The following is a 16223-nucleotide window of genomic DNA, read 5'->3' on the forward strand; positions in this document are numbered from 1 at the left end:
TGGACGGGCGGTTCACCGGCGGCCGGGCGGGCCGGCGGCGGTGCGGGCGGGGGGCTCAGACCACCAGCACGGTCTTCCCCGTGACGCGGCGCTCCTCCAGCGCCGCGTGCGCCTCGGCCGCCCGGTCGAGCGGGAAGGTCTGGCCGACGACCGGGCGCAGTCTGCCCGCGGCGGCCTCCCGCAGGACCTCGGCGGCCAGCCCGACGGTCTCCTCGTCGCCGAGCTGGACCTGCTCGATGCCCCGCACCGTGACATCGCGCTCGCGGGCCGCGTCCTCGTCGATGTCGGCGAACCGTCCGGCGGGCGCGCCGTGCGCGGAGAAGCGGGCGCCGCGCGCCGTGAGGCCGAACGCCACACCGCCCAGTTCGGCGCCCGCCCCGTCGAAGACGGCGTCGACCCCGTCGGGAGCGGCCCGGCGCACCTGGTCGGCCCAGTCGTGGCCGGAGTAGTCGACGACGGTGTCGGCCCCCACGTCACGCAGCAGGCGCAGCTTCTCCTCGCCCCGCGCCGCCGCGATCACGTGCGCCCCCGCGGCGTGCGCGAGCTGTACGAGCAGGAGGCCCATGCCCCCGGCGGCGGCCGTGATCAGGACCCGGTCGTCGGGCTTCACGGCGGCGTTGCGGAACAGCGTCAACGCGGTCGGGCCGTCGTGGAGCAGGGCGACCGCCTGTTCCGACGCCAGCCCGTCCGGCACGGGGACCAGCCCGTCCGCGTCGAGCGGCACACGGTCGGCGTATCCGCCCTGGCCGCCGGCGAACCCGGCGACCCTGTCGCCGATCAGCGCCCCGTCGACCTCGGAACCGACCGCGACGACGGTGCCGACGACTCCGTCGCCCGGTACGTAGGGCGGGGTGAGCGGGAAGTCGTCCCGCATCCTTCCGGCCCGCACCTGGGTCTCCAGGAACAGCACGTCGGCGACCTGGACGGCGATCACCGCCTGGCGGGCGGACGGCGCCGGATCGGCACGCTCGACCACGCGCAGGACCTCGGGACCGCCAAAACCTGACACCTCGACTGCTCGCACGCGGCAACTCCTTCGTCTCTCCGCCACGGCCGGCGGCCGTGGTTCGCCTGTGACCCGGCCGCACGGACGCGGTGGGGGCCGCAGTGATCTCAGCGTGCAACCTCAACCGCGGTTGAGGTCAAGCCGCGGGGCCGGTTTCCGGCCGCAGCCGGCGCGGCGCGCCGCCGACGGGCGCGGGCGGGGGCGCGGGCGGGGTCAGTCGAGCCCGCGGACGATGTGCGGCTCCCCGGTGTCGGAACCGGGGGTGTCGCCGGGCAGCGGGGCGCGGCCCGCGGTCGCGGCGGCGTCCGCGCCGGAGGGCTCCGGGGCGTCCCCGGGACCGCCGGGCGGCTGGACGGGGCCGTGCCCGTAGGCCGGGCCGGCGCCGTGCGGGTGAAGTGCCGTCATGTCCGTTCCTCCTTCTGCGCCTTCTTCCGTTCCTCCTCGGACATCTCCGCTCCTCCTCGAATTCGACGTTCAGCGCGGGGCGTCCACCCGCGCCACGGTCCGCCCCAGGAAGTACCGGGGGGCCGCGGTCTCGTGGGCGGCTATCTCGTGCTGGCCCTCGCCGATCCTGGGATCGGCCATCCAGGCACGGTGGGCCTCGGCGTCCACCCACTGGGCGTAGTTGACGAACAGCCGTCCGTCGGCGCTCAGGCAGGGATCGGCCCGTACGAACCCGGGAAACGCCCGCTTCCACTCGCCGCTCAGTCGCAGCAGCCGCAGCACCTCCCGGGCGGACCGCTGCCCGCCCAGGTAGCGGACCGCGACGGCCACGATCCCCGGCTCGGCCGCGGCGGCGGGGCCGACGATGCCGGGCGCCGGCGAACCGCCGCACACGAGCGCCTCCCGGCCGTCCGCCACGGCCGCGAGCGGGGCGGCCTCGCGGTGCCCGAGGTGGGCCGCCTCGTCGTCCCACACGCTCCGGACGATGACGACGGGGCCGTCGGGGGCCACGTGCACGCGGGCGGTGCGGAACCCGGCACGGCGGCCGGCCGCCGCACGCATCTCCTCGACGACACGGTCCGCCGCGGCCACCGCCGTGCCGCTCGTGACGGTGACGACCTCGTACGCGACGAATCCGTCGCCCGACCGGTGCTCGGACATGGCCGGCTCCCTTCTTCCCTCGCCTGCTGTTCGGCTCTGCGGCTGTCCCCGGCTCTTGTCCCGGTCTCCGCACGGTCACACGAAGGCGTCGGACCGGCGCTCGACCCATGCGCGGAACGTCGTGGCCGGTCGCCCCAGCACACGGGCCACCGTGTCGGAGCCGACCTCGTCCTCCGTCGTCAACTGCCGGAAGTAGTCCAGCGCCCCGTCGGCGTACGAGGGCGGCCAGCCCGTCGCGACCATGTGCGCACGGGCCTCACCGGCCTCCACGTCCTCCCAGGCGAGCGAGCGGCCGAGGACCTCGCCGATGATGTCGACCTGGCGGCGCTGGCTGAGCGCCTCGGGGCCGGTCACGAGGTAGCGCCGGTCCGCGTGCGCGTCGTCCAGCAGGGCCCGGACCCCGACGGCGGCGAGATCCGCCTCGTCGACCGGGGTGCGCACGGCGTCGCCGTACGGGAAGCGGACGGTCTTGGTGGTGCGGATCTGCTCGGCGAAGCCGAGGGCGTTGGCCATGAAGCCGGTGGTGCGCAGGAAGGTGTGTCCGAGGTCGGTGTGCGTGATGAGCTCTTCGAGGTACGCGTGGCAGTTGTTGTCCTGCCGCTCCAGCCCGATGTGCACGCCGACGGACGACACCAGCGCGATCCTTGCCGCCTGCCGTTCGATCCTGTCGAGGACCGCCTGCGCGGTGCCGGTGCCGGTGGTGAAGAACGGCCACATCCAGAAGACGCCGTCCACGCCGTCGAGGGCGGCGTCCAGGCTGCCGGGGTCGGCGAGGTCGCCCGTGAAGAGGGTGACGCCGGGTGGCAGACGGTCGAGGTGGGGATCGTCGCGCAGGACGAGTGCCCTGACCGACGCCCCCTCCGCGAGGGCCGCCCGAGCGGCGTGCGGGCCGACGTTGCCCGTGGCGGCGGTGATCAGGATGGTGCGCTGGCTGCTCACAGAATGACCTCGTTCTCGGGGGACGTGGCGCCGCCCGGGGGCGGCGCCGGCGGACTGCCGGGCAGGGCCCCGGACCGGGCCGGGCCGGGGCCGGGAGGCGGCGCGCGGCCGCGGTCAGGCCGCGACCGCCGCGGGCCGGAGCGTCTCCGCACGCCAGCTCGGCGCGGGACGGTGTCCGCCGATCCGGTCCGGCCTGCGCCAGGTGGGTGTGCGGCGGTGACCGGCGGCCTCCTGGGGCGGGGCGGCGGGGCGGACCGTGACGAGGGCGGCGACCAGGGCGGCGATCTCCTCCTCGGTGGCCTGTCCCCTGACGACGCGAATGGTCTCGGGGGCGGTGGTTTCCGCACTGCGCATGGGCTTCTCCTCTGGGATAGGGCCGCGACCCGCGGTGGGTCTACTGCGGGGGGTTGCCGTGCTTGCGGGAGGGGAGTTCGGCGTGCTTGGCACGCAGCATGGCCAGCGAGCGGACGAGGATCTCGCGGGTGCGGCCGGGGTCGATCACGTCGTCGACCAGGCCGCGTTCGGCCGCGTAGTAGGGGTGCATCAGCGCGGTGCGGTAGTCCTCGATCCGCGTGCGGCGCACCGCTTCGGGGTCGTCGGCCTGGGCTATCTCCCGGCGGAAGATGACGTTGGCGGCGCCCTCCGCGCCCATCACGGCGATCTCGTTCCCGGGCCACGCGTAGGCGAGGTCGGCGCCGATGGAGCGGGAGTCCATCACGATGTAGGCGCCGCCGTACGCCTTGCGGACGATCAGGGAGATCCGCGGGACGGTCGCGTTGCAGTACGCGTACAGCAGTTTGGCCCCGTGCCGGATGATGCCGTCGTGCTCCTGGCCGAGTCCGGGCAGGAAGCCGGGCACGTCCACGAGGGTCAGCAGGGGGATGTTGAAGGAGTCGCAGAACTGCACGAACCGCGCGGCCTTCTCGCTGGCCTCGATGTCCAGCACCCCCGCCGTCACCGCGGGCTGGTTGGCGACGATGCCGACGGTCTCGCCGTCCATGCGGGCCAGCGTGCAGATGATGTTGGCCGCCCAGTGCTGGTGGACCTCCAGGTGCTCCTGCTCGTCGACGAGCTGCTCGATCACGGTGCGCATGTCGTAACTGCGGCCGGGCTCCGCGGGGATGAGCTCCGTGAGGGTGTCGGTGCTCCGGTCGGCGAGGTCCCCGGCCGGCCGGCTCGGCGGCATCTCGCGGTTGTTCGGCGGCAGCAGGGACAGCAGGTAGCGGACCTCGGCGAGGCACGTCTCCTCGTCGTCGTAGACGAAGTGGGCGACGCCGCTGCGGGTGGCGTGCACGTCCGCGCCGCCGAGGCCGTTCTGGGTGATCTCCTCGCCGGTGACCGCCTTGACGACGTCGGGACCGGTGATGAACATCTGCGAGGTCTCGCGGACCATGAACACGAAGTCGGTGAGGGCGGGGCTGTAGGCCGCGCCGCCCGCGCACGGGCCGAGCATCACGCTGATCTGCGGGATGACACCGGACGCCTTCGTGTTGCGCTGGAAGATGCCGCCGTACCCGGCGAGGGCGGAGACGCCCTCCTGGATACGGGCGCCGGCGCCGTCGTTGAGGGAGACCAGCGGCGCACCGGCCGCGATGGCCATGTCCATGATCTTGTGGATCTTCGTCGCGTGGGCCTCGCCCAGCGCACCGCCGAAGATCCGGAAGTCGTGCGCGTAGACGAAGACCGTACGGCCCTCGACCGTTCCCCAGCCGGTGACGACACCGTCCGTGTACGGCCGCTTGGCCTCCAGACCGAAGCCCGTCGCCCGGTGCCGCCGCAACTGCTCGACCTCGGTGAAGCTTCCCTTGTCGAGCAGCAGGTCGATCCGCTCACGGGCCGTCAGCTTGCCCTTGGCGTGCTGCCGTTCGGTGGCGGCGGAGTCGGGTCCCTGGACGGCGCTCTCCTTGACCGCGCCGAGTTCGCGCGCGCGTCCGCCGAGTGTCGTCTCCCGCCGTTCCCCGGTACCGGGGGCTGCTGGTGTCGCCATGCGTCCGTGTCCTTTCAGTGGGCCGGCGGGGGCGCGGGCCGGCGCGCGGTCAGCGTTCGTGGGGGACGGCGGGCGCGGGTGCGCGGCGCAGTCCGGTCAGGGCCGTCGCCCACCCGGCGGCGGCGACGAGGGTGACGAGCGCGAGCGCCGCCCGCGGCCGTCCGGCCGCGGCTCCCGGCGAACCGCCGTGCGCGGCGTGCTCCAGCAGTGCCGCCACGGCCGCGGGGACGAGGACCGCGCCCAGTTGCACGGCGGTCTGGTAGAACCCGGCCGCCGCGCCGCGCCGCTCGGGCGGAACGCCCGCCACCGCCTGGCTGTTGAGGGCCGCGAACGACAGGACGAACCCGGTGGCGATCAGCAGGAGGCCGGGCAGTACGTCGCGGGCGTAGTCGTCGGGGGTGCCGGCGGCCAGGTACCAGGCGCAGCCCAGGCAGGGCGGCAGTGTGCCGAGGGCGATCAGCGGTGTGGCACCCCAGCGGCGCAGCATCCGGCCCGAGGCGAGCGCGGTGAGCACCAGCGGCAGGGCGGCCGGCAGCAGCGCGAGTGCGGTGAGCGGCGCGGACCAGCCGCGCAGCAGCTGGAGTTGGAGGCTGAGGATCAGGAGCAGCCCGAGGTGCGAGCCGTTGAGGGCGGCGGCGGACAGGGCGCCGCGCACCAGGGCCGCGCCGCCGGGCGGCAGGGACCAGACCGGGTCGGGGCGGGAGCGCTCGGTCAGGAACCAGGCGGTCACCGCGGCGGCCGCGGCCGCCGCGGACAGGAACCCGGCGGGGCCGGCGAGTCCGGTCCGCGGCACCGACGTCAGCGCGTGCACGATCGCGAGCAGCGCGACGGTGAACGTCAGAGCACGGGCGACACCGAGCGGCCGTCCGCCGTGCCGCGGGCGGTCCTTGGGGACGAGCCGGAGGGCGGCCACGAGGAGCACGGCCACCACGGGCGCGGGCGACGCGAGGGTGAGCCGCCAGCCGATCCCGGTGAGCACGCCGGACAGCAGGAGTCCGGCGCTGAACCCCGCGGCCCCGAACAGGGTGTAGACGGACACGGCCCGTTCCCGCGCGCGCCCCTCGGGGAAGTCCGCCGCGATGATGGCCAGCCCGGTGGGTGCGGTGAGCGCCGCGCACAGCCCCTTGACGAGGCGGGTGAGCACCAGCAGCCAGAGCGTGTCGGCGGCGGCCGCGGCCAGGGAGGCGACGGCGAAGGCCGCCAGCCCCACGAGGTAGACGCGGCGCCGTCCGAAACGGTCCACCAGCCGCTGGGCGAACAGCAGCAGTCCGCCGAATCCGACGGCGAAGCCGGTGAGCGGCCACTGCGCGGCACCGGCGTCCAGGCGCAGGTCCCGGGCGATCGCGGGGACCGCCACCAGCAGCGCCGACACCTCCAGCGCGTCGACGAGCATGTTGCAGGCCAGCACCGTCAGCAGTCCCCCGAGGCGCGGGCCGAGGGCGGGTCCGGCCGTGGCGGTGCCGGTCGTCGTCACGGTGGTCTCCCTTCGTGTCGTGCCGTGTGTCCGTGTGTCCGTGTACTCGTGTGTCCGTGCCGGGAGCCGCCCGACGTGCGGTCCGGTCCCGGTGCGCGGGGCCCGGTTCTCAGCCGAGGAGGGTGCCGCCGCTGGCGTCGACGAAGGAGCCGGTGATCCAGCGGGCCTCGTCACTGGCGAGGAACGCCACGACGTCGGCGACGTCCTCGGGCTCGCCGACCCGGTTGAAGGCGGACAGTCCCGCCATCTGCTCGACGGCCTCGGGGATGCCGAAGACCGGGTTGTCGTTGCGGGTGATGCCGGGCGCGACGCTGTTGACGGTGATCCGCCGGGGTCCGAGCAACTTGGCGTAGTGCAGGGCGAGTTGCTCGACGGCTCCCTTGGTCATGGCGTAGGCGATCTCGTCGGGGTTGGCGAACCGGGTCAGCCCGGAGGAGATGTTGATGATCCGTCCGCCGTCGGGCATGTTCTCCAGGGCCCGCTGGATGACGAAGAAGGGGGCCTTGGCGTTGACGGCGACGAGCCGGTCGAACGCCTCCGGGGTGGTGTCCTCGGGCTTCGTTCCGCCCATGACGCCCGCGTTGTTCACGAGGATGTCCAGGTCGGTGGTGCCGGTGCGCTCCTTGAGCTGTTCCTCCAGGGCGAGGAAGAGCGTGTGGACGTCGCCGGGAACCCCCAGCTCGGCACGGACGGCGAAGGCCCGGCCGCCGTCCTTCTCGATGGTCTCGACGGTTTCCCGGGCCGCGTCGGCGTTGGTGTTGTGGTGGACGGCGACGAGGGCGCCGTCCAGCGCGAGTTTGAGGGCGGTGGCACGTCCCATGCCCCGGCTGGCGCCGGTGACGAGTGCCGTCCTGCCGTGAAGCCTGTCCATGGTCGTCCTTCGTCGGGATCGGGGTCGGGTGTCGGTGGCGGGCGTGGTGTCGGCCGGCGGCCCGAACCACCGCGCCAGGGCGTCGGGCAGGTCCGCGGCGTCCGGTCCCGCCCAGGCGATGTGCCCGTCGGGCCGGACCAGGACCGCCCGTGCCTCGCTCAGCAGCCGGGCGCCGCCGGTGCCGTCCTCCGCGTCCGGCGGCAGACCGGCGGCGACGACGTCCACGGCGGCGGCCCACGGGGCGGCCGTCCGGCGCAGGGAGCGTGCGGTGTCCGCGGCGCCGGTCAGCGTCAGCAGCAGCCCGCGCCCGGCGCTCAGCAGCCGGGCGGCGGTGACCGGGCCCGCGGGCGTGTCGAGGGGCACGTCGGGCAGGACCGTGCCGCACAGCGCGTCGGCGGACTCCGGCAGGTCCACGGCGGCGATCATCGCCGCCAGGTGCCGGCGTACGGGTTCGTGCGCGACCAGCTCGGTCAGCACGGACCGCGCCGCCTCGACCTCGGGGCCGCCGAGCAGCAGGTTCGCCTGGGCCGAGATGTTCGTCAGGGTGCGCGCACCGGCCGGGCGGCGCTCCTCGTCGTAGGTGTCCAGCAGGGTGTCGGGGGCGCGGCCGGTGACCCGGGCGGCGAGTTTCCAGCCGAGGTTGAAGGCGTCGTGCAGGCCGAGGTTGAGTGCCTGCCCGCCGATCGGCATCTGCCGGTGGGCGGCGTCGCCGGCGAACAGCACGCGGCCGTCGCGGTAGTGGGCGACCTGGCGTGCGGCGTCCCCGAAGGAGTTGACCCACAGCGGGGTGCCGTGGGAGATGTCCTCCCCGGTCACGCGTCGCCAGGTGGCGACGACGTCCTCGAAGGAGACCTCGCCCCCGGGGTCCTGGCCGCCGGAGAACTCGTGGACCATGACCCGGGTGACGCCGTCGGGCCGGCGCGCCGCGATGGCCAGTCCGCCCGCCAGGCGCTCGAACCGCCGCCCGGGGATGTCGATGCCCGCCACGTCGGCCCGCAGCAGCAGCCGTCCCGCGTCGGTGCCGGGGAAGTCCGCCCGGGTCAGGGCCCGTACGGTGCTGTCCTCGCCGTCGCAGGCCACCAGGTGGCGGGCGTGGAAGACGGCGGGGCCCCCGGATGTCAGCGCCTCGGCCTCGACGCCGTCGGCGTCCTGCGCGAGCCGCCGCAGGGTGTGCCCGCGGCGCAGGTCGGCGCCCAGCTCCACGGCCCACTCCTGGAGGAGTTCCTCGGTGCGGCTCTGGAGCACCTTCCACTGCCCCGGGTACGCCGTCGGCAGGGTCAGGTCCAGGGGGATGCCGGCGAAGTGGCCCCGGGGTTCGTGGGGGATGTCGCCGAGCCTGCCCAACAGGTCGCGCGAGGCCAGCAGTTGCATGGTGCGGGCGTGCAGGGTGGAGGCGCGGGACTCCGTGGTGGGGGCGCCGCGCGTCTCCAGTACGACGACACGGGCCCCTCCCAGGCGCAGTTCGCCCGCGAGCAGCAGGCCGACCGGACCGGCCCCCACCACGACGACGTCGGTGTTCACCTTGACGGTGGCCACGGTCAGGCCCTGCCCTCGGCGTGGGCCTTGGCATGGGCCAGCGTGGCACTGCTGTTGGTGCTCAGGGCGTTGCGCACGTAGGTGCGGGCGTCGTCGACCGTGGCGTCCGGGCCGAGGATCCGGCCGATGTTGTCCGGGGCGAGGACCACCGTGTGCTGGGAGGAGGCGGTGGCGCCGTCACCGGTCTCGGTGAAGGTCCACACCCCCGTGTGCAGGGTCATCAGCGCCGGGAGCGTCGTCTGCTTGTAGGCGATGCGCTCGTGCGGCAGGCAGACCCGGTAGGACTCGGTGACGTGCGTCGAGCCGTCCTTGGCACGCGTGTGCATGGCGAGGGTCTGGAGCCCCGGGGTGTCCTCGGTGAGGGTCACGCTCGCCACGTGCGGCAGCCGGACGGGCCACCGGTCGGCCTCGTTGACGAAGTCGTAGAGGTCCTTGGCGCTGCCGGCGACGGCGACCGTGTCGGTGAAGGAGAACGTCAACTCCCCCGAGGCGTGGACGCGTTCGAGGTTCTCCTTGAGCGCGGCCAGTTCGGACCGGGAGTTGTGGTCGACGGCCTCGTCGATCCAGCGCAGGCTCTCCGGGTCGTCGTCGACCGCGCGGTAGTCGTGCAGCAGGCGGACGCGGCTGGCCGTGTCACCGGCCGGCTCGATGAGCCAGGCGCCGCCCATCGCGGCCACCGGCGGGGTGGAGAGTTCCTGGCGGAAGTCGATGCGGCGGGTGCGCGGGTCCAGGGTCCGCCGGGAGGTCCAGCTCTTGGGCTCGCCGTGTGCGGTGGCCCAGATCCGGATGCGTTCGGTGGAGACCTCCGGCCCGGTGGCGCCGTCGCGTTCGACCTGGTCGACGTAGATGGTCGGCGGGAAGACGCGCGGCCAGTTCTCGACCTCGGCTATCAGCCGGTAGATGTCGTCCGCCGGGGCGTCGACGGTGATCTCGTGCTCGACCTCGCGCGGTTCTGACTGCGTCATGCTGGCGATTCCTCCTTGCGCGTCGGCTGATGTCAGAAGTTGCCCAGGCCGCCGCAGACGTTGAGCGCCTGCGCGGTGATGGAGGCGGCCGTGTCGGAGGCGAGGTAGCCGACGAGTCCGGCGACCTCCTCCGGGGTGGAGTAGCGGCCGAGCGGGATCTTCGCCTCGAACCTGTCGAGGACGGCGTCCTCGGTGGTGTTCCAGGCGTCCGCGTAGCCCTGCCGGACCCGCTGGGCCATGGGCGTCTCCACGTATCCCGGGCAGACCGCGTTGACGGTGATGCCGGAGGGGCCCAGTTCGTTGCCCAGCGCCTTGGTGAAGCCGACGACGCCGTGCTTCGAGGCCGAGTAGGGCGCGCCGAGCACCACGCCCTGCTTGCCCGCGGTGGACGCGATGTTGATGATCCGGCCGCGGTCCTTGCCCCGCATCCCTCCGGTGTTCAGGACCTCCCGGGTGACCCGGAAGACGCTGTGGAGGTTGGTCGCGACGACGTCGTCCCACAGCTCGTCGCTGATGTCGGCGGTCACGCCTCCCCCGCTGCGGCCGGCGTTGTTGACCAGCACGTCCACGGTCCCGTAGCGGTCGACGGCGGCCTGCACGAAGGCGCGCACGTCGGCGGCGACCCGTACGTCCAGGGTGGTGCCGTCGACGTCGAGGCCCTCGTCGCGCAGTTCCTTGACGGTCGCGGACACGTTCTCGGGGTTGCGCGCGCCGATGAAGACGCGGTGGCCGGAGGAGGCCAGGAGCCGGGCGACGGCGAGTCCGATGCCGCTCGTGGCTCCGGTCACCAGGGCGACGCGTTCGTTCTGGGGCATGGGGTGTCCCTTCTTCGCGGATTCGGCGGTGGACGGGTCCGTCAGGTGCGGGCCGGGGCGGGCGCGGGCCGCAGGCAGGCGTTGACGAGCTCGACGAGCTGACGGGGGGTGGTGTCGACGTCGGTGACGGCCTCGTCGTCGAGCTCCACGTCGAACTCCCGCTCGATGCGGCCGGCGGTCTCCAGCAGGGCGAGCGACTCGTAGCCGAGCAGGCCGAGACCGGTGTCCGCGATGTCGCCGCCGAAGTCGGCGGCCTCGTCCACACCGGCACCCTCCTGGAGGATGCGGCGCAGGTCGTCGAGGGTGAACTGCCGTGTACTCATGGGTGTTTGCTGCCTTTCTGCCGGGAACGTGAGGTGTTCGGCGGGTGGGGCACGGGTCGGGCGGGGCGGTCAGTCCGTGGCGGTGACGACCGCCGCGGAGTTGAAGCCGTGGTGGCCGCGGGCCAGCACGAGGGCGGTCCGCACCTCGGCGGTGCGCGGCCGGCCGGTCACCAGGTCGAGTCCGAGGGCGGGCACCGGGGAGACGTGCACGGTGGGCGGGATCAGCCCCTCCTGGATGGCCAGCAGCGCGGCGGCCACGTCCAGGGGCGCTCCGCCCGAGTACAGACGGCCCGTCATCGTCTTGGGCGCGGTCACGGGGACGGCGTGGCGGCCGAACACCGCGTTGATCGCGTCCGCCTCGGCGGCGTCGAGGTCGGGCAGCGCGGCCGCGTCGGCGAAGACGACGTCCACGTCGGCGGGGACGACGTCGGCGTCCCGCAGCGCGAGCTCGATGGCCCGGCGCAGGCCGGGCGGGCGTCCGCTGCCGGGCCGCGGGTCGAACGTCGAGGCGTAGCCGCGCAGTTCGCCGTAGGTACGGGCCCCTCGGCGGGCGGCGAGGCCGGCGTCCTCCAGGATGAGGATCGCCCCGCCCTCCCCGGGGACGTGTCCGCACGCGTCGGCGTCGAAGGGCAGGTAGGCGCGGGCGGCGTCGGCGCTCCGGCTGAGCCGGCCCGAGGCGAGCTGGGCGGCCCAGCCCCACGAGCAGACGGAGGCGTCGACCGCGCCGGAGACGATCAGCGGTGTCCCCCGGCGGATCTGGCGGCGCGCCTGGGCCAGGGCGTCGAGGCCGCCGGCCTGTTCGCCGACGACGACGCCGCTGGGCCCCCGCATGCCCTGGCGGATGGAGATCTGGCCGCTGTTGACGGCGTAGAACCAGGCGAAGGACTGGTAGGCGCTGACGTGCCGCGAGCCCTTGCTCCACAGCTTGCGCAGCTCTCCCTGGCCGAACTCGAAGCCGCCGGAGGAACTGGCCGTGATGACGCCCATGTCGAAGTCGGGCAGGTCGCGGGGGTTGACCCCGGCGTCGTCGAGCGCCCAGTCGGTGGCGGCGAGCGCGAGTTGCGTCATGTGGTCGGTCTGCGGGAGGAGCCTGCTCGGCAGGTGGTCGGACGCCTTGAACCCCGGTACCTCGCCCGCCAGTTGGGACGGATAACGACTCGGGTCGAACCGGCTGACCCGGCCGATCCCGCTCGTGCCGGCACGGGTGGCGGACCAGAAGTCCTGCTTGCCCAGGCCGTTGGGCGAGGCGATGCCGAGTCCGGTGATGACGGCGGAGGGGGTCACGCGCCGCTCCTCTCGGGCCGGGCCAGCACCATGGCGCTCTGGAAGCCGCCGAAGCCGCTGCCCACGGTCAGCACCGCGTCGGTGTGCCACTCCCGGGCGGTCAGCGGGACGTAGTCGAGGTCGCACTCGGGGTCGGGGGTGTGCAGGTTGGCCGTGGGCGGCACGACGTGGTTCTCCATCGCCAGCACGCTCGCGGCGATCTCGATGGAGCCGATCGCCCCGAGCGAGTGCCCGACCATCGACTTGATCGAGCTGACCGGCGTGCGGTACGCGTGCTGCCCCAGGCTCTTCTTGAAGGCGGCGGTCTCGTGCCGGTCGTTCTGCTTGGTGCCCGAGCCGTGGGCGTTGACGTAGTCGATGTCCTGCGGCGCCAGCCGGGCCTCGTCCAGCGCCACCCGGATCGACTCGGCCATCTCCGCGCCGTCGGGACGCAGACCGGTCATGTGGAAGGCGTTGCTGCGGGTCGCGTACCCGGCGATCTCGGCGTAGACGTGCGCGCCGCGCCGCCGGGCGTGGTCGAGCCGTTCGAGGACGAACACGGCTGCCCCCTCGCCGAGGACGAATCCGTTGCGCGTCCCGTCGAAGGGGCGCGAGGCGTGTTCGGGGTCGTCGTTGCGGGAGGTGGTGGCCTTGATGGCGTCGAAGCAGGCCATGGTGATCGGTGAGATGGGCGCGTCGCAGGCCCCGGCGATCATCATGTCGACGGTGCCCTCGCGGATCAGGTCGGCCGCGTGGCCGACGGCGTCGATGCCGGAGGTGCAGCCGGTGGAGACCACCGTGCTGGGGCCCTCGGCGCCGGCCGCCCAGGCGATCTCGGCCGCGAAGGAGCTCGGGACCATGAAGTCGTACAGGTGCGGCACCGCGTACTCGTGGTGCACCTGCTCGAACTGACCGCCGTTGCTGACGACCCGGTATTCCTGGTCGAGGCCCATGGTGGCGCCGACGGCGCTTCCGACAGTGACGCCGACGCGGTGCGGGTCCTGCCGCGCGAAGGCGGCCCCGCTGTCGGCGAACGCCTCACGGGCGGCCACGACGGCGAGCTGGGCGGCGCGGTCCATGCGGCGGATCTCCTGCGGTCCGAGTCCGTGGGACTCGGGGTCGAAGTCGATCTCTGCCGCGACGCGCGAGCGGTAGGGAGTGGGGTCGAAGAAGGTGATGCCCCGGGTGGCGGTGCGTCCCTCGCTGATGAGGTTCCAGAAGTTCTTGGTTCCCACACCGCCGGGCGCGAGCACCCCGACCCCGGTGATCACCACGCGGTGACCGTCCGTCATGCCCTCCATCAGGCGGCCCGCCAGGTGTAGAAGCGGGTCGCCATGGCGTCGGCCGGGGAGCGCCAGGTCGCCGGGTCGTAGGCGTCGATGAACGGCTTGAGGTCCTCGCTGATGCCCAGGAACCGCGGGTCGTGCCTGGCCTGGTCGATGCGCTCGGCGCCGTGGTCCTCGTCGAAGTCCTGGAGGTGGAAGTAGAGGCCGCGGTAGGAGAACAGCTGGCGGCGCCTGGTTCCCATCCGCTCGGGCATGTCGGTGGCGTCGAAGGCTCCGAAGAGCCGGGCCACGTCCGTGCTCGCCTCGGGCTGCATGCGGGCGACGATCAGGGTGCTGTGCTTCATGGGTCCTTGCCTTCTCGGACGGGTGCCGGACCGGTCTGCCGGTCCTGGCACTACGGAGAGGTACGGAAACGGAGGTGCGGGGCCGTGCGTGCGGGACGGGTGTGCCGCGTGCGGGGGCGGGTGTGCCGCGGCTGCCGCCGGGGCGGGGTCAGCGGGCCGGGCCGAACCACGTCTCCAGCGCGGTGGGCAGGTCGCGGTGGCTGCCGGGCGCGGCCCAGGCGACGTAGCCGTCGGGGCGGACGAGCACGGCGGAGGTGCCGGTCAGCGCGCTGCCCTCGGGAAGGCCGCGGGGCGCGGCCGTGACGACGTCCACCCGGTCCGACCACGGTTCGGCACGGGAGCGCAGGCGGGGGTTGTCCGCGAGGTCCAGGAGCACGCCGCGCCCCGGGTGCAGCAGGCGGGTGCTGCTGGTCCCGGCGTGCGCGCCGGCGAGTTCGAGGTGCGGCAGCCTCGCGCCGAGCAGCGGGTGGGTGCCGCCGCCGACGTCGTAGCGGATCTCCAGGCCGCTGACCATGGCGGCGAGGTGCCGGCTCACCTCCTGGTATTGGATCAGTTCGCGGAAGACCGCGCGCAGCGGTTCCATCTCCGATCCGCTGAGGAAGAGCAGGCCCTGCGCCTGGGTGTTCATCAGGAGCCGCTCCCCCACCGGGTGCCGCTCGTCGTGGTAGCTGTCCAGCAGCCGCTCGGGGGCGCGGCCGCGGACGACCGAGGCGAGTTTCCAGCCCAGGTTGACGGCGTCCTGGATGCTGGTGTTCATGCCCTGCCCGCCGGCCGGCAGGTGGATGTGGGCCGAGTCCCCGGCGAGCAGCACGCGCCCGCGGCGGTACTCGGTGGCCTGGCGGGTGGCGTCCCCGAAGGAGCTGATCCAGGTGGCCTCCCCGTGCGAGATGTCCTCCCCCGTGACGCGTTTCCAGCCGTCGACGATCTCCTGGTAGGTGGGGGCGGTGGTGCGGCGCTGCGGCGGGGTCCCGCGCTCGCAGAGGATGAGCCGGGTGACGCCGCCGGGCAGCGGCCCGACCATGACCATGCCGCCGGGGAAGGTCTCCCCGATCATGCGGGGCGCCAGGTCGAGGTTCTTGACGTCGGCGAGGAACATCTCCAGGGTGGCGGCCGTGCCGGGGAAGTCGAACCCGCCGGCCTTGCGCACCAGACTGCGTCCGCCGTCGCAGCCGACCAGGTAGGAGGCGCGCAGTTCCTGCTCGCCGTCCTCGGAGCGGACGCTCACGGACACGGCGTCGGTGCCGTCGGTGACGCCCAGCACCTCGTGTCCGCGCCGCAGGTCGGTGCCCAGGCCGCGGACCCAGCTCTCCAGGTTCTCCTCGGTCTGCGACTGGGGGATGCTCTTGGCGGCCTGGTGCGCCCCCTCCAGCACTCCGAAGTCGACGGGGAGGCCGCCGAAGTGGCCGACCTCGCTGGTCTCGACGTCCCCGAACCGTGACAGCAGTCCGCGCTGGTCGAAGATCTCCATGGTGCGGGTGGTGAATCCCAGTCCCCGGGACTCCCCGGTCGGGCGCGTCAGCCGCTCCAGGACGATGACGTCGACCCCGGCGAGGCGCAATTCACCGGCGAGCATGAGCCCGGCGGGTCCCGCTCCCACGATGACGACGTCGGTATCGGTGTGCCTTTTCGCAGAGATCATCGAACGCCCTTCACTGACTTGGCATCACATTTGTGCCGGGCTGTGCGAACGGTTGGAAGGAGAAAAGGGAATGCTTTCCCTGTCGGACACTCCGCGACCGCGGCGGACATCCGGCGGCCTCATTGCCGCACACGCCGCCGACCGGCACTGAACAGCGCTGACCAGCACCGACGGGCACGTTGTCCAGCAACGCGGCCCGGCAGCCGGTCTCTGCGCGACGCCGGAGAGCCTCACCCAGGAATGCGTTTCCGCGTCTTGCTCTCTTCCTCGGTGACGTGTTCCAGCATCCACCGGGAGCCGAGCGGCAATCAAGGGAAATGGGTTCAGAGGACTGCGCACGTGCTTCAGATCCTCGACGCAAATGACAGAGGAATGAAAAATGCGCAGGTGAATGCCGTCGACGGAAATCCGGTTCAGGTGCGGACGCCGGCACGGGAGGACCGGGGCATGCCGAAGGAGGGCCCGCGCGGCACTGCCGCGCGGGCCCTCCTTCGGCTGTTCGGTCAGTCCTTGATCTCGCAGATGGGTGCGCCCGAGGTGAGGGAGGCGCCGACGTCCGCGGTCAGGCCCTTGATGGTGCCGGACTTGTGGGCGTTGAGGGGCTGTTCCATCTTCATGGCCTCCAGGACCACGATCAGGTCGCCCTCCTTGACCTCCTGGCCCTCCTCCAC

Annotated in this window: 16 protein-coding genes; all 16 read right to left on the bottom strand. The window is 73.3% G+C overall.

Annotated features, from left to right (window positions below; genetic code table 11):
- Positions 1–55: 55 nt before the first annotated feature.
- A complete protein-coding gene (locus tag ACFZA0_RS31265) occupies positions 56–1024 on the bottom strand; it encodes a zinc-binding dehydrogenase (RefSeq protein ID WP_391023168.1) in 969 nt (322 codons plus the stop codon).
- Between the two features lie 195 nt (positions 1025–1219).
- Positions 1220–1411, bottom strand: coding sequence for a hypothetical protein (locus ACFZA0_RS31270; protein WP_391023170.1), 192 nt, complete (start codon positions 1409–1411; stop codon positions 1220–1222).
- Positions 1412–1480: 69 nt separating this feature from the next.
- Entirely contained in the window at positions 1481–2110 is a 630-nt protein-coding gene (locus tag ACFZA0_RS31275; RefSeq protein ID WP_391023172.1) for an antibiotic biosynthesis monooxygenase, read from the bottom strand.
- Between the two features lie 75 nt (positions 2111–2185).
- Complete coding sequence (locus ACFZA0_RS31280) at positions 2186–3049, bottom strand: NAD(P)H-binding protein (protein WP_391023174.1); 864 nt, start codon at positions 3047–3049, stop codon at positions 2186–2188.
- Between the two features lie 114 nt (positions 3050–3163).
- A complete protein-coding gene (locus ACFZA0_RS31285) occupies positions 3164–3403 on the bottom strand; it encodes an acyl-CoA carboxylase epsilon subunit (protein WP_391023175.1) in 240 nt (79 codons plus the stop codon).
- A 40-nt stretch (positions 3404–3443) separates the two neighbouring features.
- Positions 3444–5036 carry a carboxyl transferase domain-containing protein gene (locus tag ACFZA0_RS31290; RefSeq protein ID WP_391023177.1) on the bottom strand — a complete coding sequence of 531 codons (1593 nt, stop codon included), beginning with the start codon at positions 5034–5036 and terminating at the stop codon, positions 3444–3446.
- Positions 5037–5085: 49 nt separating this feature from the next.
- Positions 5086–6510, bottom strand: coding sequence for an MFS transporter (locus ACFZA0_RS31295; protein WP_391023179.1), 1425 nt, complete (start codon positions 6508–6510; stop codon positions 5086–5088).
- A 109-nt stretch (positions 6511–6619) separates the two neighbouring features.
- Positions 6620–8917, bottom strand: a complete 2298-nt coding sequence (locus tag ACFZA0_RS31300) for an SDR family oxidoreductase (RefSeq protein ID WP_391023180.1) — start codon at positions 8915–8917, stop codon at positions 6620–6622.
- A 2-nt stretch (positions 8918–8919) separates the two neighbouring features.
- Complete coding sequence (locus ACFZA0_RS31305; protein WP_391023182.1) at positions 8920–9882, bottom strand: SRPBCC family protein; 963 nt, start codon at positions 9880–9882, stop codon at positions 8920–8922.
- 32 nt (positions 9883–9914) lie between these two features.
- Positions 9915–10697 (bottom strand): 3-oxoacyl-ACP reductase FabG, encoded by a 783-nt coding sequence (gene fabG / locus ACFZA0_RS31310; RefSeq protein WP_391023184.1) that lies wholly within the window; start codon positions 10695–10697, stop codon positions 9915–9917.
- Positions 10698–10738: 41 nt separating this feature from the next.
- Positions 10739–11020, bottom strand: coding sequence for a phosphopantetheine-binding protein (locus ACFZA0_RS31315; RefSeq protein WP_391023186.1), 282 nt, complete (start codon positions 11018–11020; stop codon positions 10739–10741).
- 69 nt (positions 11021–11089) lie between these two features.
- On the bottom strand, positions 11090–12304 hold the full coding sequence (locus ACFZA0_RS31320; RefSeq protein WP_391023188.1) for a beta-ketoacyl synthase N-terminal-like domain-containing protein: 1215 nt from the start codon (positions 12302–12304) through the stop codon (positions 11090–11092).
- A complete protein-coding gene (locus tag ACFZA0_RS31325; protein ID WP_391023190.1) occupies positions 12301–13575 on the bottom strand; it encodes a beta-ketoacyl-ACP synthase II in 1275 nt (424 codons plus the stop codon). The genes ACFZA0_RS31320 and ACFZA0_RS31325 overlap by 4 nt, the downstream gene beginning before the upstream one ends.
- 8 nt (positions 13576–13583) lie before the next feature.
- Positions 13584–13913 (bottom strand): TcmI family type II polyketide cyclase, encoded by a 330-nt coding sequence (locus ACFZA0_RS31330; protein WP_391023192.1) that lies wholly within the window; start codon positions 13911–13913, stop codon positions 13584–13586.
- 148 nt (positions 13914–14061) lie between these two features.
- Positions 14062–15552 carry an FAD-dependent monooxygenase gene (locus ACFZA0_RS31335; protein ID WP_391023193.1) on the bottom strand — a complete coding sequence of 497 codons (1491 nt, stop codon included), beginning with the start codon at positions 15550–15552 and terminating at the stop codon, positions 14062–14064.
- Between the two features lie 503 nt (positions 15553–16055).
- The coding region (locus tag ACFZA0_RS31340) for a biotin/lipoyl-containing protein (RefSeq protein WP_391023223.1) at positions 16056–16223 on the bottom strand (168 nt) is incomplete at its 5' end.

The organism is Streptomyces sp. NPDC008150, assembly GCF_042956945.1.
Lineage (GTDB): Bacteria > Actinomycetota > Actinomycetes > Streptomycetales > Streptomycetaceae > Streptomyces.

Coding starts and splice junctions, on each gene's coding strand:
- ACFZA0_RS31305 (WP_391023182.1), bottom strand. CDS start 9,882: ATGACGCAGTCAGAACCGCGCGAGGTCGAGCACGAGATCACCGTCGAC.
- ACFZA0_RS31315 (WP_391023186.1), bottom strand. CDS start 11,020: ATGAGTACACGGCAGTTCACCCTCGACGACCTGCGCCGCATCCTCCAG.
- fabG (WP_391023184.1), bottom strand. CDS start 10,697: ATGCCCCAGAACGAACGCGTCGCCCTGGTGACCGGAGCCACGAGCGGC.
- ACFZA0_RS31285 (WP_391023175.1), bottom strand. CDS start 3,403: ATGCGCAGTGCGGAAACCACCGCCCCCGAGACCATTCGCGTCGTCAGG.
- ACFZA0_RS31275 (WP_391023172.1), bottom strand. CDS start 2,110: ATGTCCGAGCACCGGTCGGGCGACGGATTCGTCGCGTACGAGGTCGTC.
- ACFZA0_RS31270 (WP_391023170.1), bottom strand. CDS start 1,411: ATGACGGCACTTCACCCGCACGGCGCCGGCCCGGCCTACGGGCACGGC.
- ACFZA0_RS31325 (WP_391023190.1), bottom strand. CDS start 13,575: ATGACGGACGGTCACCGCGTGGTGATCACCGGGGTCGGGGTGCTCGCG.
- ACFZA0_RS31330 (WP_391023192.1), bottom strand. CDS start 13,913: ATGAAGCACAGCACCCTGATCGTCGCCCGCATGCAGCCCGAGGCGAGC.
- ACFZA0_RS31335 (WP_391023193.1), bottom strand. CDS start 15,552: ATGATCTCTGCGAAAAGGCACACCGATACCGACGTCGTCATCGTGGGA.
- ACFZA0_RS31290 (WP_391023177.1), bottom strand. CDS start 5,036: ATGGCGACACCAGCAGCCCCCGGTACCGGGGAACGGCGGGAGACGACA.